The sequence below is a fragment of the Burkholderiaceae bacterium DAT-1 genome (assembly GCA_019084025.1).
Classification (GTDB): domain Bacteria; phylum Pseudomonadota; class Gammaproteobacteria; order Burkholderiales; family Chitinimonadaceae; genus DAT-1.
The window spans coordinates 652,361-671,504 of sequence record JAHRBI010000001.1 but is presented as its reverse complement, the minus strand read 5'-3'; the positions used below and the strand labels follow the sequence as shown (position 1 = coordinate 671,504).

17 protein-coding genes, 1 rRNA gene and 1 riboswitch are annotated in these 19,144 nt (G+C 56.0%); of the genes, 12 read left to right on the top strand and 6 right to left on the bottom strand.

The window, feature by feature from the left end:
* The first annotated feature begins 180 nt into the window (after window positions 1–180).
* A 5S ribosomal RNA gene (rrf, locus tag KSF73_03115) occupies window positions 181–293 on the top strand.
* Window positions 294–589: 296 nt separating this feature from the next.
* Here rrf and thiC read toward each other — a convergent pair.
* Window positions 590–2,506 (bottom strand): phosphomethylpyrimidine synthase ThiC, encoded by a 1,917-nt coding sequence (gene thiC / locus KSF73_03110; protein MBV1774701.1) that lies wholly within the window; start codon window positions 2,504–2,506, stop codon window positions 590–592.
* A 59-nt stretch (window positions 2,507–2,565) separates the two neighbouring features.
* A riboswitch (TPP riboswitch) is annotated at window positions 2,566–2,670 on the bottom strand.
* 211 nt (window positions 2,671–2,881) lie between these two features.
* Between thiC and KSF73_03105 the strand changes: the two genes are divergently transcribed.
* The 4 genes from KSF73_03105 to hslV all read left to right on the top strand — a co-directional run bounded on the left by KSF73_03105 (window position 2,882) and on the right by hslV (window position 5,922).
* On the top strand, window positions 2,882–3,532 hold the full coding sequence (locus KSF73_03105) for a protein-L-isoaspartate O-methyltransferase (GenBank protein MBV1774700.1): 651 nt from the start codon (window positions 2,882–2,884) through the stop codon (window positions 3,530–3,532).
* Window positions 3,533–3,643: 111 nt separating this feature from the next.
* Window positions 3,644–3,967, top strand: coding sequence for a sulfurtransferase (locus tag KSF73_03100; GenBank protein MBV1774699.1), 324 nt, complete (start codon window positions 3,644–3,646; stop codon window positions 3,965–3,967).
* A gap of 161 nt (window positions 3,968–4,128) precedes the next feature.
* Complete coding sequence (locus KSF73_03095; protein MBV1774698.1) at window positions 4,129–5,310, top strand: hypothetical protein; 1,182 nt, start codon at window positions 4,129–4,131, stop codon at window positions 5,308–5,310.
* A gap of 78 nt (window positions 5,311–5,388) precedes the next feature.
* Entirely contained in the window at window positions 5,389–5,922 is a 534-nt protein-coding gene (hslV, locus tag KSF73_03090; GenBank protein MBV1774697.1) for an ATP-dependent protease subunit HslV, read from the top strand.
* 5 nt (window positions 5,923–5,927) lie between these two features.
* Here hslV and KSF73_03085 read toward each other — a convergent pair whose 3' ends face one another.
* Window positions 5,928–6,296, bottom strand: a complete 369-nt coding sequence (locus KSF73_03085; protein MBV1774696.1) for a VOC family protein — start codon at window positions 6,294–6,296, stop codon at window positions 5,928–5,930.
* Between the two features lie 104 nt (window positions 6,297–6,400).
* Between KSF73_03085 and hslU the strand changes: the two genes are divergently transcribed.
* A complete protein-coding gene (hslU, locus tag KSF73_03080; GenBank protein MBV1774695.1) occupies window positions 6,401–7,726 on the top strand; it encodes an ATP-dependent protease ATPase subunit HslU in 1,326 nt (441 codons plus the stop codon).
* An 81-nt stretch (window positions 7,727–7,807) separates the two neighbouring features.
* Here hslU and KSF73_03075 read toward each other — a convergent pair whose 3' ends face one another.
* Window positions 7,808–8,236 carry a copper chaperone PCu(A)C gene (locus KSF73_03075; protein MBV1774694.1) on the bottom strand — a complete coding sequence of 143 codons (429 nt, stop codon included), beginning with the start codon at window positions 8,234–8,236 and terminating at the stop codon, window positions 7,808–7,810.
* Window positions 8,237–8,421: 185 nt separating this feature from the next.
* On the opposite strand from KSF73_03075, the gene KSF73_03070 reads away from it, so the two are divergent.
* Both KSF73_03070 and KSF73_03065 read left to right on the top strand, forming a co-directional pair.
* Complete coding sequence (locus tag KSF73_03070; GenBank protein ID MBV1774693.1) at window positions 8,422–9,465, top strand: prolyl oligopeptidase family serine peptidase; 1,044 nt, start codon at window positions 8,422–8,424, stop codon at window positions 9,463–9,465.
* Between the two features lie 47 nt (window positions 9,466–9,512).
* Window positions 9,513–10,214, top strand: a complete 702-nt coding sequence (locus tag KSF73_03065) for an SDR family NAD(P)-dependent oxidoreductase (protein ID MBV1774692.1) — start codon at window positions 9,513–9,515, stop codon at window positions 10,212–10,214.
* 14 nt (window positions 10,215–10,228) lie between these two features.
* Here the strand turns inward: KSF73_03065 and KSF73_03060 are convergent, their stop codons facing one another.
* On the bottom strand, window positions 10,229–11,719 hold the full coding sequence (locus KSF73_03060) for a YifB family Mg chelatase-like AAA ATPase (GenBank protein MBV1774691.1): 1,491 nt from the start codon (window positions 11,717–11,719) through the stop codon (window positions 10,229–10,231).
* A gap of 169 nt (window positions 11,720–11,888) precedes the next feature.
* Here KSF73_03060 and KSF73_03055 point away from each other — a divergent pair, with 169 nt between their 5' ends.
* From KSF73_03055 to grxD, 3 genes are all read left to right on the top strand, one after another.
* Window positions 11,889–12,926 (top strand): histidine kinase, encoded by a 1,038-nt coding sequence (locus tag KSF73_03055; GenBank protein ID MBV1774690.1) that lies wholly within the window; start codon window positions 11,889–11,891, stop codon window positions 12,924–12,926.
* Window positions 12,910–13,695 carry a LytTR family DNA-binding domain-containing protein gene (locus tag KSF73_03050; protein MBV1774689.1) on the top strand — a complete coding sequence of 262 codons (786 nt, stop codon included), beginning with the start codon at window positions 12,910–12,912 and terminating at the stop codon, window positions 13,693–13,695. Before KSF73_03055 ends, KSF73_03050 begins: the two co-directional genes overlap by 17 nt.
* Window positions 13,696–13,791: 96 nt before the next feature.
* Entirely contained in the window at window positions 13,792–14,100 is a 309-nt protein-coding gene (gene grxD, locus KSF73_03045) for a Grx4 family monothiol glutaredoxin (GenBank protein ID MBV1774688.1), read from the top strand.
* 73 nt (window positions 14,101–14,173) lie between these two features.
* Here grxD and KSF73_03040 read toward each other — a convergent pair whose 3' ends face one another.
* Entirely contained in the window at window positions 14,174–16,789 is a 2,616-nt protein-coding gene (locus KSF73_03040) for a zinc-dependent metalloprotease (protein ID MBV1774687.1), read from the bottom strand.
* A gap of 264 nt (window positions 16,790–17,053) precedes the next feature.
* On the opposite strand from KSF73_03040, the gene KSF73_03035 reads away from it, so the two are divergent.
* On the top strand, window positions 17,054–18,085 hold the full coding sequence (locus KSF73_03035) for an amino acid dehydrogenase (GenBank protein ID MBV1774686.1): 1,032 nt from the start codon (window positions 17,054–17,056) through the stop codon (window positions 18,083–18,085).
* Window positions 18,086–18,137: 52 nt separating this feature from the next.
* Here KSF73_03035 and KSF73_03030 read toward each other — a convergent pair whose 3' ends face one another.
* The gene (locus tag KSF73_03030) at window positions 18,138–19,130 is read right to left on the bottom strand and encodes a septal ring lytic transglycosylase RlpA family protein (GenBank protein ID MBV1774685.1); all 993 of its coding nucleotides are present in this window, start codon (window positions 19,128–19,130) and stop codon (window positions 18,138–18,140) included.
* Between the last annotated feature and the right edge of the window lie 14 nt (window positions 19,131–19,144).

Genomic DNA, 19,144 nt, shown 5'->3' with positions numbered 1-19,144 from the left:
GCAGTAATGCGTTAAGCTAACTGATACTAATTGCCCGTGCGGCTTGATCCTATAACCAGAAATGCTTCGTTGTGTGAAGCGTCAATCCAAAGTATTGAACAAAGCTTACTTCTTCCAGTTTCTCTAAAATGAGAAACACCAATTCAGTGTGTTGAACAACTCAACTCACAACCAGTTATGCCTGGCGGCAATAGCGCTTTGGTCCCACGCCTTCCCATTTCGAACAGGACCGTGAAACGAAGCTGCGCCGATGATAGTGCGGGTTCCCGTGTGAACGTAGGTCACCGCCAGGCTCCCCAACATCAATAGATGTATGCAAACCCCGATCAGGAAACTGGTCGGGGTTTTTGCGTTTCAGCTGGTAACGGAGGCAGGAGTAGGGGTCGCACGTGATTGTGCATACGTGCGGGATTGAGGTTTTGGCGAGGGCATCTTTTTTCCCCTCGGGTTTATTTTGTTCAATTGGAAACTTGGGACTAACGCACCTATCCCGAGTGCAGACGTATGCTCAATCCATGCAGCCATGACTTCTAATAGGCAAAAATAAAGGGCCTGACGGCCCTTTGTACTATGCATGGGTATGTGTGCATCACGCCTTGTGATACACCTCCGCCCCCTTCTTCACAAACTCGATCGACTTCACTTCCATTCCCTTTTGCAGCGCTTCTTCCGCCGCAATGCCTTGCTGTTCGGCAAAGTCACGTACATCCTGGGTGATCTTCATCGAGCAGAAATGCGGGCCGCACATCGAGCAGAAGTGCGCGACCTTGGCGCCATGCTGCGGTAGGGTTTCGTCGTGGAATTCGCGGGCGCGATCGGGGTCGAGGCCAAGGTTGAACTGATCTTCCCAGCGGAATTCGAAGCGTGCCTTTGAGAGCGCATTGTCACGAATCTGCGCGCCCGGATGACCCTTGGCCAGATCGGCTGCGTGGGCAGCAATCTTGTAGGCCATGATGCCTTCTTTCACGTCGGCCTTGTTCGGCAAGCCGAGATGTTCCTTTGGCGTGACGTAACACAGCATCGCCGTGCCGTACCAGCCGATCTGTGCGGCGCCAATGGCGCTGGTGATGTGATCGTAGCCGGGGGCGATATCTGTGGTCAGTGGGCCAAGCGTGTAGAACGGCGCTTCCTTGCACCAGTCCAGCTGCAGGTCCATGTTTTCCTTGATAAGCTGCATCGGCACATGGCCGGGGCCTTCGATCATGGTCTGCACATCGTGCTTCCAGGCGATTTCGGTGAGTTCGCCCAGGGTCTTCAGCTCGCCCAGTTGCGCATCGTCATTGGCATCCCAGCCGCTGCCCGGACGCAGGCCATCGCCGAGGCTGAACGACACATCGTAGGCCTTCATGATCTCGCAGATCTCTTCGAAATGCGTGTACAGGAAGTTTTCCTTGTGATGTGCCAGACACCATTTGGCCATGATCGAGCCACCACGCGACACAATGCCGGTCATACGCTTGGCGGTCATCGGTACATAGCGCAGCAGCACGCCTGCGTGAATGGTGAAATAGTCCACGCCTTGTTCGGCTTGTTCGATCAGGGTGTCGCGGAACAACTCCCAGGTCAGGTCTTCAGCCTTGCCGTCGACTTTCTCCAGCGCCTGATAGATTGGCACTGTACCAATTGGTACCGGGCTATTGCGGATGATCCATTCGCGGGTTTCGTGAATGTTCTTGCCGGTAGATAGATCCATAATGGTATCCGCACCCCAGCGCGTGCCCCAGGTCATCTTGGCGACTTCTTCTTCGATGCTGGAGGTGACCGCGCTGTTACCGATATTGCCGTTGATCTTTACCAGGAAATTGCGGCCAATGATCATTGGCTCGGATTCAGGGTGATTGATATTGGCAGGGATGATGGCGCGGCCACGGGCGACTTCGTCGCGCACGAATTCAGGCGTAATGATCTGCGGAATGGCGGCGCCAAAGCCTTGTCCCGGATGCTGGCGGGTCAGCAATTCCACCATGCGGTCAGCCAGCTTTCCACCTGCCGCCTTCAGCGATTCGATGTACTGCTCACGCTGTAGGTTTTCGCGGATGGCGATGTATTCCATCTCCGGGGTGATGATGCCGCGCTTGGCGTAATGCATCTGTGTGACATTGGCACCGGCTTTTGCCTTGAGCGGTTTGCGGGTCAGCGAAAAGCGTAGATGATCCAGACTATTGTCCGCTTCGCGCATGCGGCCGTAATCGCTCGACATGCCTGCAAGTTCGACGGTGTCATTGCGCTCGGCAATCCATCCGGCACGCAGTGGATTCAGACCCTTGCGCACATCAATGCTGACGGCAGGGTCGGTGTAGGGACCGCTGGTGTCATAGACAAAAATGGGCGGGTTTTTTTCACCACCGAAGCTGGTGGGCGTGTCCGTCTGGCTGATTTCCCGCATCGGTACGCGGATGTCCGGGCGCGAACCTTCTACATAGATTTTGCGCGAGGCCGGGAAGGGCTGGACCGATGCTTCGTCCACGTGGGCGGTTTGCGAAAGGCTGTTATGCGGCGCGTTCATGTGATGTGTCTCCATTGAACAGCGCAGGTAGCGGGATACGGGTGGGGGCCATTGGCCACAGAGCCGGAACGACGCGTCCCTACGCCGGTATGAACCGGATCAGGTAATGAGGGTATCTCTCATTCGGGGCACGTAATGTGCGCCCGAAACCCCTGGCGTCCACTGCCCGCTACCGTTCAGGGTGGCGGGCTACCACGCATCCAGTCGGTTTGCGTGGTGTGAAACTGGCGATAAATGTGGGATAATTATAGGGTTAAACGAGATGCTTGGGTGCGATTGCGTGTTGCGCCGCTCTCATGAAAAGAATTCAAGGGACAGCGGCTGCGCTGTCCGGAATCGCGCAAGTGGTTCACTAGCCTGAAAGGAATGCCGGATATGGATTGGGAATTAGCCCGCTTCAACATGGTTGAGCAGCAGATTCGTCCTTGGGATGTTCTGGATAAGGACGTGTTGCAGGCGCTGTTAGAAGTGAAGCGCGAACAGTTTGTACCGGCCGCCGTACGTGATATGGCGCTGGTGGATATGGAACTGCCACTGGGTGGTGGTCGTACGATGTGGCAACCTAAGCTTGAAGCCCGCGTTGTCCAAGATCTAACCCTGAAGGCATCGGACCGCGTGCTGGAAATCGGTACGGGTTGCGGCTACCTCACTGCTTTGCTGGCACGCTTTACCCGCCATGTGTACACCGTGGAGGTGGATGCGGCGCAAGCGGATGTGGCACGCGACAATCTGCGCCACAACGGCGTCACCAATGTGACGGTCGAGCAGGGCGATGCGGTGCAGGGCTGGGGCAAGCATGGCCCGTATGATGTTATTGTGGCGGGCGGTGCCTATGCGGCTGAACCGACCTTCCTGTTTGATCAGCTGGCCGAAGGGGGGCGACTGTTTGCAGTCGTGGGTTCCCAGCCTATCATGTCAGCTAATCTGTATACCAAGGTGGGTGGGGCAGTGAGCTGCGAATCGTTGTTTGAAACAGTGCTGCCGGTTTTGGCTGGCGCACCAAAGGTTTCCGCCTTTTCCTTCTGAGTGTGTTCGTTTTGCTGAACTTGCCGCTCGATCCGAGAAAACGCAGTCATTAGGCTGCGTTTTTTTTCGGATAAGATGTTCATTATCCGTCATTGATGATTGAGTTTTATCATGCAACAGATCTCTGCTTCGCAGCTTGCCGAATGGCTGAACGATCCTCACCGTACACCACCTAGCCTGATTGATGTGCGGGAGCCGGATGAATTCGCCTATTGCCATATTCCGGGTGCAATCAATATGCCGCTATCCGACTTTATGCGTCATGCAGAGTCACTTGATCAGGACGCGACGCTGGTGATGATCTGTCACCATGGCATGCGTAGCTATCAGGCTGGCGCATGGTTGGAGCGACAAGGATTTGACGAGGTCATCAACCTGAGCGGTGGAGTTGAGGCATGGTCGGTAACAGTCGATCCGACTATGCCACGCTACTAATTGTGTGAGGTAAAGTCAGCGCGCTCAAATAAGATTGTTCAAACGGTCTGGTCGGCGGGTGGTCAGACAAAGTACAATTGCATAAATTTGCTGACTAACGGTTCATCTTTGCCGACATTCAGCCTTGCTATCCCGTTGTTTGCTCAAGGTACGAGATCGTGGTGTTTTCGTTTTTCAAGAAAAAGGATGTAGAACCAGTCGGCCATAAGGCGACCAAGCCGGTTGTGCAGTCCGCCACGGGCCCCATTACCGATATCCCATCTGGTGGCCCTGTATCGATTGCTAGTTCCACGCTGGGCAGTGACATGATTCAGGTGGTCGAATCCGGGGTCAGCGAGGCCATGGAGAGTTCGGCAATTTGCTACGCCAATGAGCAAGACGATGAAGCGATTGCCGTGCTGCACGACGATATCGTCGCGGGAGAAAGTCGTGACAACGTCGATGCATGGCTGATGTTGTTTGATTTATACCGCCTTAAACATCGTAAACGTGATCATGATGAACTCGCCCTGCGGTTTGCCATGTTATTCGAGCGCACTGCACCGGTTTGGCCAATGAGTGATACGGTACAGGCAGTTGAGCGCGCGCCCCGCCAAGTCGTGCCGCTGGTAATGCTACCGACTGTATTGTCTGAATCGTCGATTGGTGCGCCAATGGCGCAGTTGACTGATTGCTTGAGTCGTAAGCAGGCTGTGCGAATTGATGTAGGGGCATGTAGCGGACTCGATGTGGCAACATCGGCGATCTTGCTGGAGGTGTTACAGCGTTTGCGGCTCGCACGCTGTGCCGTGACTTTGATTGGTGCGGATAGCTTCGCGGATGTGCTTCGCGGTCATGTCGAAGTGATGCGCAAGGAGCCTGCCGAGCAACCGTACTGGCATCTGCTGCTCGAGATTTTGCAATTGTCCCGACATTTGGAGTCATTTGAAAACGTCGCAGTAGATTTTGCCGTCACTTACGAAGTTTCACCCCCCTCCTGGGATGAGGGGATGGCAGTTCCGGACGCTAAAGCTGCAACGGTGTCTGACACCCCTGTGGCCAAATCGAGCGAACCAGAGGCAGTCGTTGATGCGTTTCGGTTTTCGAATGCGATTTCCGCTGCAACTGATGCTACTTTTGCGCCATTGCTGGCATTCGGTAAGGCGCATCCCTTGGTGCGGATTGATTTCTCACACGTATCCCGCATTGACTTTGTCAGCTGCGGGTTATTCATGAATGCATTGTTCACCTTGGTGGCGGAAGGGCGGGAAATCGAGATTTTCCGTGCCAATGAGCCCGTGATCGCATTGTTCCGCATCATCGGGGTCACGGATGTGGCGAGTGTCATTCGTCCAAAGATTTAAGGTTCTGCTGTCTGCCCACATTGAAATTCGATGTGGATACCCCATCTAAGTCCGTATCAACCGATACGGACTTTTTTCATGCAGCAATTCGACGGAACCACCATAGTCTCAGTACGACGAGGCGACTCTGTTGCCCTGGGCGGCGATGGACAGGTCACGCTGGGCAATGTGGTCATCAAGTCCACGGCGCGTAAAGTGCGCAAGCTCTATCACGAGAAAGTGCTGGTTGGTTTTGCTGGGGGCACGGCAGATGCTTTCACGCTATTTGAGCGATTCGAAGCCAAGCTGGAAAAGCATCAGGGCCATTTGCTGCGTAGCGCGGTCGAGCTGGCCAAGGATTGGCGTACCGACCGCATGCTGCGCCGACTGGAAGCCATGCTGATCGTGGCCGATAAAACCGCCACGCTGGTGATTACCGGCAATGGCGATGTGCTGGAGCCAGAGCAAGGCATTGCCGCCATTGGTTCGGGTGGCTCATTTGCGCAGGCTGCAGCACGTGCGCTCTATGACAACACAGACTTACCGGCGGATGTGGTGGTGAAGAAGTCGCTCGAAATCGCGGGCGACATCTGCATCTACACCAACCACAACCACGTGATCGAAACCCTGTAATGGGATCAGCCGAAGCACACAGCGTTGAGCTTGTTGCCGTCGAGATCGCGGAAATAGCCAGCGTAGAAGCCGGGGCCACGCTCGCCGGGTGCACCTTCGTCAGTGCCGCCGAGTGCGAGCGCCTTGGCGTGCAGCTTGTCGACCCACTCGCGCGAGGGCATATGCAGCGCCACCATGCTGCCATTGCCTACGGTAGCCGGCTCTTCGTTGAAGGGCAGGATCACACCGAGACCGGGCGCAGATGGGCTGTTGCTCCAGGCAATGCCGCGATCCGATTCCCAGACACGCTTGGCATCGAGCCCGTCAAACAAGGCTTCATAGAACGATACAGCACGCGACAAGTCGTTAGTGCCCACCAAAACATACGCCATCATGATCGATACTCCTCCTCTTGGTTGGAGTACGCAATGTAGAGAACATACGTTCTCTTTGCAAGAGTAATATCAGCGCGCAGCAGCGACGTACGGAAAGCAGACACATGACCCAGATGACTCCCCAGGAAATTGTCCACGAACTCGACAAGCATATCGTCGGCCAGTCCCGCGCTAAACGTGCAGTAGCGGTGGCGCTCCGCAATCGCTGGCGGCGTCAGCAGGTCGCCGAGCCGCTGAAAAGCGAAATCACCCCGAAAAACATCCTGATGATCGGGCCGACCGGCGTAGGTAAAACCGAAATTGCCCGTCGTCTGGCCAAGCTGGCGCATGCACCCTTCATTAAAGTCGAAGCCACCAAGTTCACCGAAGTGGGATACGTGGGCCGGGATGTGGATAGCATCATCCGCGATCTGGTGGAAATGGCGCTGAAGCAAACCCGTGATCAGGCGGTGAAGCGTGTGCGCGTGCAGGCAGAAGATGCGGCAGAAGAACGCATCCTCGATGTGCTGTTGCCGCCACCCAATCGCCCCTTTGGCGTGGTCGAGCCGGAAACGGATTCGCATAAAGAAACCCGCCAGAAATTCCGCAAGATGCTGCGTGAAGGTAAGTTTGACGATAAAGAGATCGAGATCGACATCGCCGAAGCTGCGCCGCAAGCCGAAGTCTTTACGCCACCCGGTATGGAAGAAATCGGCAATCAGATTCAGAGCATGTTTGCCGGCATGAACCAGCCGCGCAAAAAGGCCAAGAAGATGAAAGTGGCGGATGCGATGAAGCTTATCATCGACGAAGAGGCCGCCAAGCTCGTCAATCATGATGATCTGAAAACCGAAGCGCTGGCGGCAGTCGAACAAAACGGCATCGTCTTTATCGACGAAATCGACAAGGTCACCAGCCGGGGCGAAGGCAATGGCGGGGAGGTATCACGTCAGGGTGTGCAGCGCGATCTGCTGCCGCTGGTAGAAGGCACGACCGTGTCGACTAAGTACGGCATGGTCAAAACCGACCATATCCTGTTCATTGCTTCCGGTGCTTTCCATCTCGCCAAGCCCAGCGATCTGATCCCAGAACTGCAAGGCCGCTTTCCGATTCGCGTGGAGCTGGATTCGCTGGCGGTGGGCGACTTCGAGCAAATCCTGACCGGTACGGATGCTTGTCTCACCCGTCAGTATCAGGCTTTGCTGGAAACGGAAGGCGTGCAGATCACCTTCGCGGCAGACGGTATTCGTCGTCTGGCGGAAATCGCCTGGCAGGTAAACGAGAAGACCGAAAACATCGGTGCGCGCCGCCTCTATACGGTGATGGAAAAACTGCTCGAAGATGTGGCGTTTGACGCGCGCGCTGGTGAAGTGACTGTCACAGCTGCCTTTGTTGATGCCAAGCTAGGCCAGCTGGCTGGATCGGAAGATCTGGCGCGTTACGTGCTGTAAGCACAGTACTTCAAAGTGGATGACGTCGCCCCGCGCTGCGCCTGCAGCGCGGGAGTGGGCGGTTGGTTCGCTAGAATAGGACTACTCACCCAGTGGCTTGATATCCGCATTGACTTGTACAGTCTGCGATTTGCCTTTTGATTTAATCACCAGTGTCAGCGGTACGCGCTCGCCCGCTTTTAACGGCGATTTCAGTTCCATCAGCATGATGTGAAGCCCTCCCGGCTTCAGCTCAATGGACTTGCCTGCCGGCAACTTGAGTCCACCATCTACCTCGTGCATTTGCATCATGCCCTTGTCCATTTTCATTTCATGGATCATGACCATGCCAGCGACAGGCGATTGCACCTCCTCTAAAACGGCATCTTGCTTGCTGGTAATCGAGAAATAAGCCGCACCGACACTTTGTCCCGGTACCGTAGCCTTGGCCCAGGCATGCGCGACGGTGATATCAGCTGCCCAGGACGCGGTACATAGCAACAGGGCGACAGTGGCTTTTAGCATGGTCATGTCCGGCAAATTTGGAGGAGTGCAGACTCTGCCTTAAGTGCGATTCACCGGCAAGCCAGTATGTCAAAGTTGTAAACAATTTGCACAAAGCGTGAAAGCGTTGGGCTGGCTCCATACAAAGCATGTGGAACAAATGTACATTTACTGGCTTGAGTAAAATGTGCCGGAATAGGGAGTGTGCTTGTATGAGCTGCACAGTGTGGACATTGATGAAATCGTGGCAGTGTGTTCGCTGGATCATGATCATGGTGAGCGCGACAGCACTGATACACGTAGCAGAGGCTGACACGCTACGCGAACGGATACGCGAGAAGCTGGCCGAGCGGCGCCCGACAGCAGATGCGCCCGCGTCGACTCAGGCACAGGATCTTGCTGGCGATCAGGAAAGAACCCTCCGCGTGGGTGGCGAGCGCCGCACGTATCGATTGCATGTGCCGCGTGGCTATCAGCCACACCATGCTGCCCCCCTGGTGCTGGCATTACATGGTGGCGGAGGCAGTGCCAGCTATATGGCCGATGACGCAAATTATGGATTGATCAGCAAGTCCGAGCAGTCCGGGTTTGTGGTGGCGTTTCCGAATGGTTACAGCAAACTGCCCGGCGGCAAGTTTGCCACCTGGAATGCGGGCGGATGCTGTGGGGATGCTCGTGACCGGCAGATCGACGACGTCGCCTTTCTGAAGGCGGTTGTCGCCGATATCAAGTCGCAGCTGGCTATTGATGCGCGACGTGTCTACGCCATCGGGATGTCCAATGGCGGCATGATGAGTCACCGGCTGGCGTGCGATGCGCCGGAAGTTTTTCGGGCGATTGCATCTGTCGCGGGAACGGAGGCAACAGTCAGTTGCCAGCCTCGACAGTCTGTTTCCGTGTTGCACATTCATGCATTGGACGATGATCATGTGCTGTTCAATGGTGGCGCGGGGCCAGACGCTTTTCGTGATGAGTCCAAAGTGATGGAATTTGTATCGGTGCCGGAAACCATCGTGCGCTGGGTGAAGCGGGAACAGTGCGCTGCCACGCCCGCCCGCATCCTGCAGGTGGCAGGCGCCTATTGTGATAGGTATTCCGCTTGTGCCGATGGTAATACGGTACAGCTGTGTGTGACGGAAACAGGCGGGCACTCGTGGCCGGGTGCGCAATCGACCCGGCGTGGCAAGCAAGCGCCCTCGCAGGCGATCAGCGCCAACGAAGTGATCTGGTATTTTTTCAACGGCTTGCGTCGTTGATCAAGCGGCAACAACAGCTAAATGAGTGGATGGATATGAGGGTGGACATGAGTTTTCAAGGTCGAGTCATCGCAGTCACGGGGGCAAGCACCGGCATCGGGCTGGCACTGGCTGCATATCTGGGTAAATCCGGTGCGACCGTACTGGCCGGCGCCCGCCATGTACCGGCGCAATCCCTGACTGGCGTGACGTTTCAAGCGCTGGATGTACAGGATGCTGAATCTACCCGTGCGTTTTGTTCGCGGGCGGCACAGATGCAAGTTGATGCGTTTATCAGCAATGCCGGAATTGGCTGTTTCGGGGAAATCGAAACCATTAGCGATGCACAATATCGCAACGTGATGGATACCAACGTGCTAGGTCTGATTCATTGCGCTCAGGCAATGGCACCGCATTTTCGTTCTCGACACGAGGCAGGTTTACACAGCCGACTTGTGGTCGTGACCAGTGATGTGAGCGCCCGTACTTTTGCAGGTGGCGCGCTGTATACCGCCAGCAAATATGCGCAGCGCGCGATCTGTCAGTCGTTGGCTTATGAAGGACAGGCCTACGGTCTGCATGTCACAGAAATCCGCCCGGGCATGGTGGATACCCATTTCAATGGTGGCTTACCTGGCGATCCATCACGGCAGTTACATCTGCAGCCAGACGATGTGGTCAGTGCCGTAGCCTATGCCTTATCCGTACCCGGACATGTCCGGGTGGACGAAATACTGCTACATCCCGTAGTGCAGCCGGTGACGTTTTGATGTGCATCCGCAGGCTACAGCGTCCGCCGGTATTGAACAGCCTCTGCCAAGTGTGGCGATCCAATTGACTCGCTTCCGGCTAGATCTGCAATCGTGCGCGCTACACGTAAGATGCGGTGGTAGGCGCGCGCGGATAGATCCAGTTTGACGGTCACCTGATTCAGTAACTGACGTGCGCCCGTATCCAGTGCACAGTGCTTGTCCAGTGCGAGTGTACCCAAGCGGGCATTGACCTCTTGCTGGCGCTGCAACTGCCGTGTTCTGGCATGCAGCACGCGGTCTGCTACAACAGCACTGGCTTCACCAGCCGGGGCACTGGCAAGCTCGGTTGTAGGGACAGTGGGCACGGTGACGATCAGATCTATTCGGTCGAGTAATGGACCAGAAAGCTTGCCTTTATAGCGAGCGACCTGATCCGGTGTGCAACGGCAGCGACCTGATGACTGACCGACATAACCGCATGGGCATGGGTTCATGGCTGCTACCAGCTGGAAGGCAGCGGGAAATTCCGCCTGACGTGCTGCGCGGGAAATGGTGATACGCCGGGTTTCCAGTGGTTCCCGCAGTACTTCAAGCACTTTCCGGTCAAACTCAGGTAGTTCGTCCAGGAAAAGCACACCGTTGTGCGCGAGCGATATTTCTCCGGGGCGCGGTTCCGAGCCGCCGCCCACAAGCGCAGCAGCAGATGCAGTGTGATGGGGTTGCCGGAAACTGCGTATCCCAAATGCATCAGGTTTGAATCCCTGACTGCCCAATGACAGGATGGCGGCGCTCTCCAGCGCCTCTTGCTGATCGAGAGGCGGTAGAATGCCGGCCAGACGCGCCGCGAGCATGGATTTGCCCGTACCGGGCGGGCCGACCAGCAAAATGGAATGACCGCCCGCTGCCGCAATTTCGAGGGCGCGGCGGGCTTCTCGCTGGCCTTTGACATCGGCCATGTCTGGATGATTGCCGCGTCCGTGCATGGACGAGGACTGCAGTCTATTCAATGGCTGGTCGCCGCACAAATGGCTGACTACATCAGTGAGGTTTGCCGCCGAGTAGATGCGGGCATCCGGCAGCAAGGCCGCTTCGCGGGCACTGGTGTGTGGCAGGATAAAGCCGCGACCTGCCCGTTGAGCGTAAATGGCCATGGCCAGCGCGCCACGGATGGGGCGGAGTTCTCCGGTGAGGGCGAGCTCGCCGGCGAATTCCCAGCCCTCGAGTGCTTCGACAGGAATTTGTCCGGATGCAGCCAGAATCCCCAGCGCGATGGCGAGATCATAGCGGCCGGATTCCTTGGGTAAATCGGCAGGCGCAAGGTTGACTGTAATTCGGCGGGTGGGGAAATCGAAGCCGCTGGTTTGAATGGCGGCACGTACGCGATCACGAGCTTCGCGCACGCCTGCATCGGGTAGTCCGACCACGGTGAAGGAAGGCAAACCGTTGGCCAAATGGGCTTCCACTACCACCTCTGGTGCGTGGACGCCATGTAAAGCCCGTGATCGCAGGACGGCGAGGGACATGTTGCTTCCTTGCAAATGATTGATTTTATTTTCCAATCATGGCGAAAAGCCTGATTGTTGCGACTCGATAAATCAGTAAATGTATTTTATATATTTATTGAGTTGCATGGATGCTTTATGACCGCTTGTCGGAAACTTGCGACACGAATGAAGAGGATGAAAGGTCTATATGAATCAGCCTTTGCCGCAGGCATTACCCGACGTGTTGCCGGATTTTCGTAATCTGGGTGTAGTCCTGCGGTCGATTTTGGCAATGAACGCCCTGTTTGCGCTTGGATGCTTGATTGGCGCGGTGTCAACCGAGGCGGCCTTGCAGCGATTTATGCTGCTTGCAGGCCTCTTTGAGCCCGTTCTCCTGTTCTCTCTTGGCCTGCTGGCGCTCGTTCGCGATGCTTTGCTGCGCCTGGCTTATCGTCAGGGTGTGGTGGCGACCATTTTGATGGTAATGCTCGTCACACTGATGATTTGCATGATTGGAAGGGATGTCTATCAGATTGATATAAAAGGATATTTTTGCGCGATTGCGTGGTCGACACTATCCGCGATGATCATGTTGCGATATTTTCGCTTGCGGGGGCGCGCCATGTCGCCATTGCTGGCGGAAGCGAGGCTGCAAGCGCTTCAGGCACGCATCCGTCCGCACTTTCTATTTAATGCGATCAATGCGGTATTGAGTCTGATCCGCAGTCAGCCCCGACAGGCGGAGCGTGCACTGGAAGATCTATCCGATTTATTCAGGGTTTTCATGGCCGAGAATCGGGAACTTGTCCTTTTGTCGCGCGAGGTTGAATTGGCTCAGCAGTACATGGGGCTGGAAAAATTACGTCTGGGTGACCGTCTGATGATCGAGTGGCACATCGACAAGATGCCTGCCGATGCCATGATACCGCCCCTCATTTTGCAGCCACTTCTGGAAAATGCCGTCTACCATGGTATTGAGCCTTCCATCCAGCCTGGGTGTGTGACGGTGAATGTGTACCTTGTCAGGGACGAAGTTCATCTGGATATCCGTAACCCGTATTTCAAGGACGGCGGACAGCATCACGCAGGCAACAAGATGGCAATGGCGAATATTCGGGAAAGGTTGTTCTTGCATTTCGACGCTGAAGCAAATCTGAAAACTTCGGTTGGCGTCGACTATTATCAAGTTCACCTGATGTTGCCATATCGCGTGGCTAAGAGGATCCGCGATGACAGACTCGCTTAGACTGTTTTTGGTAGATGACGAACCGCCTGCATTGGCCCGGTTGCAAGACCTGCTGTCAGACTGTGCGTCGACTGTTCCCTTTCACATTGTGGGGACGGCGACGAATGGTGTACAAGCGCTTGAGCAATTGGTGCTTCATCCGGCAGATCTCATCCTGACCGATATCCAGATGCCGGAGATGAGTGGACTGGAGCTGGCGCGTCATGCCATGCGCCTGCACCACCGACCTGGCGTCATCTTCTGTACGGCATACGACCAGTTTGCGGTGCAGGCATTCGAGGTGAATGCCATCGATTACCTGCTCAAGCCGATCCGCAAGGAAAGGCTGGAAGCGGCGCTGCTTCGGGCGCGCAGTATGAGCCCGCCTAAACCGGATACGCTGGCCAAGATAGAGCGCCGGGCGCGCCGCTATTTCAGCGTGACCGAACGGGGCAAAGTGCGGCTTATTGCGGTCGAATCGGTCATGTATCTCAAAGCCGAACTCAAATACGTGACGCTGCGTACTCGTGATAGCGAGCATTTGCTAGAGGAGTCGCTGACAGCGCTTGAAGCCGAATTTGGTGAGCGTTTTCTGCGAATTCATCGCAATTGTCTGGTGTCCAGAGCAGGCTTGCTTGGCTTCGAACGCGGTCAGGACGAAATGGAAGGGCACTGGCTGGCGATGCTCGAGGGCATCCCCGAGCGGCTTGCTGTCAGCCGCCGCCAGGCACATGTGGTTCGCGAATTCAGGCGGGGTGGCGAGGCGGCAACGGCCGCGAACGCGGGCTAGCGGAGGCGGGGCGGAATGGCTTGCTGACACCTTGAATGGCGCGTAGAATTGTTGAGTTTTTTGATCAACTATTTACGCAAGCGTCAGGAGTGTGTCATGGACGTTCAGGCCCGCATCCATCAAACCGTCAGCGAAAACTCGGTGGTGCTCTACATGAAGGGCACTCCAACCTTTCCGCAGTGCGGTTTTTCCGCCAAGGCTGTGAGTATTCTCAAAGCCTGCGATGTCGAATTTTTTGCTGTGAACGTGCTGACCGATCCGGAAGTGCGCCAGGGCATTAAAGACTACGCAAATTGGCCGACCATTCCTCAGCTCTACGTGAAGGGCGAGTTTGTGGGCGGTTCGGACATCATGGGCGAGATGTATCAGAATGGCGAGCTGAAGCAAATGCTGGCTGCTATCTGATCATACGCGACGAGATCGTTCAATAAAAAGGGGCCGCCGGCCCCTTTTACTTTTGTGCATGTACACGTATCACCTACACGCCTACTCTGCTATAGCTGGCCTTCAGTGCTTCATCGATCGATGCGCGGGCATCTAAATAATGCGCACGGCTTTCCTTGTCCAGTCCACCGGCCTGACTAGCGGAAGCCAGCCATTGCGACAACGTGCGTGCATTGTCACGCAGCAGCGAGCGTGCATCGGCGGGAAGACCAATTGGCAGCGTTAAATTGGCAATCAGCAGCTTCAGGTGCTCTCGCTGCAGATTTCGGCGCATCGTGCTGCTAGGCTTGTTCTGGCGAACTTCCTGCCAGATTGCAGCTTGCAGGGTGTCATATACTTCGGACAGTTTGAGCGGATGGCTGCCTCTGTCGGCCAGATGCTCGTAATCGAGCATGTTTTCTGCCACCTTGCGGTTATATAGCCCATTCAGCACACGATCCTGAAGTGACAATACTTTTTCTGGCAGGCTGATATGGAAATCGCCCCGCATTTCAAGCAGGTCTGGTGTCAGCTTGCGCATGAAGTCGGGCGGCAGGGTGAAGCTGTCCGTGCTCAAGATCTCGCGTGCAATCAACTTAAGCGCGCGACGCTGCTGATCGGCGGCGACTGCGGTGAGTGGCATGCGGCCTGAGCCTGCGTGATCACGCACGTGCGTAATCCCGCCCACATATTTAGTGCTGAGTTCGCCTACGGTGCGAATATTGCTCAGGCCACTTTCGAAGCTGCGGCGAAGATCGGCATAGCTTTCACCGTCTTTCAGCTTACGCTTAATCAGGCGTTCCCATAGCTCGTGAGTCAGCTTGATGCGTCGTTCGTAGTAGGCAAGCGGATCTGCAGAGAGATCAAAGCGGTTGGCTGCCGGGTCACTGCCATTATCGCCGCCACCAGCTTCTTCATCGCTCGCGAAGGCAAGCAAGGGCTCTGTGGAGCGTGCGGCAATTTTAGCTAGTCCGTCTTTCTCTGCGTCTGCCTTGAACGGTGTATAGCCGTAGGCGATTGCCCAGTAATCGTATGGACCGAGGTCATTCTGATAGTAATCAGCCTGCTTTTCACCCTTGAGTGCCAGATTGGCAGGCACGTAATCCATGACCGAGGCCGAAATGCCGTGGGTGGCGGTAAAGGCTGGATCACTCAGTTGCGCGAAGGTATAGGCAGTGGATGCCTTGAAGTTGTGGCGCAGTCCCAGAGTGTGACCTACTTCGTGCATGATCACATCCTTGATGCGCTTTTTCACGAAGGCCAGCGCCTCAGGGCTGTCCGGGTCAATGTCTTCACGTGCGGCTAACACATCAAACGCGAAATCTTGTTCGGCAGCCGCCAGTGCGGCATATTCGCAGGCATCGTCCCCGTGCTTGATCACACCATCCTGTTGCTGGTCGCGATACAGGCGATGAGCGCTTCGCGTGAAGACTTCACTCATGACGATATTGGCGGAGAGAATTTCGCCTGTGCGGGGGTCAGTTTTGGACGGGCCGACCGCAGCACCCACATCAGTACCGAGATACCAGCGAATGGAGGCCCGGCGTGCTTCCGAGTTATCAAAGTCGGCATCGGCAGGCTGTTGCTTCACCACTAGCGCGTTGCGAATGCCAATCTTTTCGAATGCCTTGTTCCACGCTAATACGCCGGACTCAACCGCGTCGCGATAGCGCTCGGGGATATTCTTGTCCAGCCAATACACGACGGGTGACTTTGCATCCGAGACGGGCGCGTCCGGATCAGCCTTTTCGATGCGCCAGCGGTTCAGATAATGGACACGGGGAAATACTTTTCGATCATCGCTGAAATCCCAGCGGGTGGTAGTAAAGAAGCCCACGCGATCATCGGCCAGGCGTACTGGTGCCGCATCCGGCAAGCTGGCAAAGCTGTACATCCATGTCATGAATAGGTTGCGGGGATCGCGCACCGTTTTAGGCAAAGTAGGCTGCTGTGTACGGCCGGTAGCAAGCGGATTGGGCTGCGCAATCTTGGGAAGCGTGTAGTTTGCCTGTACTTCAACGGCAGTGAGGCCGTTATCGGCACGTGTCCGCAGAATGGTGCTTTGTCGCGGATCGAAAGCGTAGGTCTGGCGATAGACATGTTCGAGCTCGATGACGCCCATGCCCAGGTCGGTGAATAACAGAGCGGGGGCTTCGATCAGGATAGATTTGCTATCGGGATGGGGCAGGCTAACAACGGTTGCCGCACTGAGCAGACTGTCGGAAAAGCCTTCCTTTACTTCGACCGCTTCCGGTGTATTGGCCTGAGCAGTGTAGGCAAGGTTGTGAGCGATCAGCTGGATGCGGTCGCCGGTTTTGCGGAATGACGCCACATTGGAAGTGCCCATTTCCCCACCGTAAATACCGCCTTCACCAATCCCCTGCACCCGATTCACTGTGAACAGGAAAGGTTTGCCGATCATGTCCGGGGTAAGCTCTAGGTAGACCTTTTCTTCTTTGATCCAGACAGGAATCAGGCCATCCTTGCGTGTCGCACCCTTGGTGAGTTCATGAAACGACTTTTTGGCATTGGCTGCAGGCAGTGTGATCGCTGCCGCAATGTTCGCAGGCGCCGCCGGCTTGCTGGCATCGGCAGGTGCCTCATCCGCCGCGCAGGCAGGGTAAGCGAGTGCAGCTGCAATCAAGATAACAATCTGACGTTTCATGTACATGCAAAAATCCTCGACAATATATATTGCGCGCCGTATCGTGCGGCCTGCCGCGTAGCCAGTCAATGAGCAAGGTGTAACAAAATGCGCAGCGTCTGTACATTCGTCTTTCCACCAAGACGAATCAGATAATCCGCGCTACCATTACGCGCCGCCGGCATTACCCTTGCCGGCGAGGGGTTTTCTACCGAAAACCAAACACAAACAGGAAGTTGCAGCATGGTGAAAGCGGGGGGATCACCCGTATCGCCGCTGTATGGAGACAGTATGAGCACATTCGTTTTTTCCGAGCCGAATTTCGACGACCATGAGCAAGTCGTATTCGTCAGTGAAGCCAAAAGTGGCCTGAAAGCCATCATCGCGGTCCACAATACCAACCTCGGCCCGGCCATGGGCGGCTGCCGCATGTGGTCTTACGCCAGCGAACAGGCGGCCGTGACTGACGTACTGCGCCTCTCGCGCGGCATGACTTACAAGAACGCCGTTGCCGGTCTGCCCATTGGCGGCGGCAAGAGCGTGATCATCGGCAATCCGAAAACCGACAAGACGCCGGCACTCTTCGAAGCACTGGGTGAGGCGCTGGATCGTCTGGCTGGCCGCTATGTGACCGCTGAAGATGTGGGCACCAGTCCGGTCGATATGGCCTACGTCGCCGGCAAGACCCGCTATGTGGCTGGTCTGGGCGACAATGGCGATCCGTCTCCCTACACTGCGCTGGGCTGTTTTGTTGGTGCGCAGGCGGCTGTTCGCCACCACCTCAAGCGTGACTCCATGGAAGGCCTGATCGTGGCGCTGCAAGGTCTGGGCCACGTGGGTTACGACTATGCTCGCCGCCTCAAAGAAGCCGGTGCGAAGCTGATCGTTAGCGATATCGATACGGCTGCGCTGGAACGCGCACGTACCGAACTGGGCGCCGAAATTGTCGATCCGGATCGTATTTATGACGTACAGTGCGATATCTATGCACCGTGTGCACTGGGCGCCACGCTGAACACCGACACCCTGTCGCGACTGAAGGCCAAGATTGTGGCCGGTGCCGCCAATAACCAGCTGGCTACTCCGGATATTGGCGATGCATTGCGAAACAAGGGCATCCTGTACGCACCAGACTTCGTGATCAACGCCGGTGGCATCATCAAGGTGTGTTACGAATACTTCCAGAAGCCGGAAGACGAAATCGACGGCCATGTCCGCCGCATTGGCGATACGCTGGCTGAAGTCTTTGCTCGCGCTGATGCTGAACAGGTGTCCACCGCTGTAGTGGCTGATCGTGTGGCTGAGGCGCGGTTTAAGCGTTGATGCGGGCCTGTGAAAGTAAAAAACGCACCTTCGGGTGCGTTTTTTTGTTGGCTCACCTGACTATCACCGGCTTCAAACCGCTCCTTGCCGCAATCTGCGTAATGATGCCTTTGGCACTGTCACGGTTGTCATACGGTCCCAGTCGCACCCGCCAGACCTTATCGCCCTGAACAACGCTGACCGGGGCATTCAACCAATCGAGATCACTCTGGACGCGTGCTTTGAAGGTGTCTGCCGCAGCTTGAGTAGAAAATGCACCGAGCTGCAGCCAGACGGTATCTGGGCCGATTGCGCTGGTAATAGCCGCAGGAATAGCGGGTGGCGGCGCCTGATCCTGAGCGATATCCTGCTTGAGTACCTTCATCAGTGGGTCAGCTGAGGCCAATAGCACAGGTGCGGGTGTTTCCCTGCCATCCGCCATCAGCAGATCAACCTGCACGGCTGCGCTACCGATTGCGTGATATCCCAGCCGATAGGCAGCCGCATAGGATAAGTCCATGACGCGGTCTTTCAGGAAAGGGCCGCGATCATTTACCCGCACCACCACTGACTTGCCACTCTGCAGATTGGTGACGCGCGCATAGCTGGGAATCGGCAAGGTGGGATGGGCTGCGGTGAGCTGAAACATATCGTAGGGCTCGCCGCTTGAGGTGCGCTGACCATGGAATTTCCGCCCGTACCAACTGGCCACGCCGCGCTGCGTAAAGGGCTTGATGTCGGTCATCGGGGTAAAGGTCTGGCCGAGCACGGTGTACGGCTTGTTGGCAAACCGGTTCAATACTTCCAGTCGCGGCGTGGGTTCTTCCAGACTATCCAGATCAAAGGGCACGTCGGCAATCGGGCCGTCATCCTTGTAGTATCCCTTACCCGATTTAAGCGATTGCCCCGGCTTGGCTGGCGGGACAGCAGGCTTTCCTGCGATCTGTGCCGGAGCGCTTGGGTCCGGCGCTATAGGAGCAACTGTGACTGGTGGGGTGTAATGACTGGTTGCGCAAGCGGCAAGCACCAGAGTCGAACACAGTGACAGGCTGCGCAATCCACGCATGGCGGTTCCCTCAT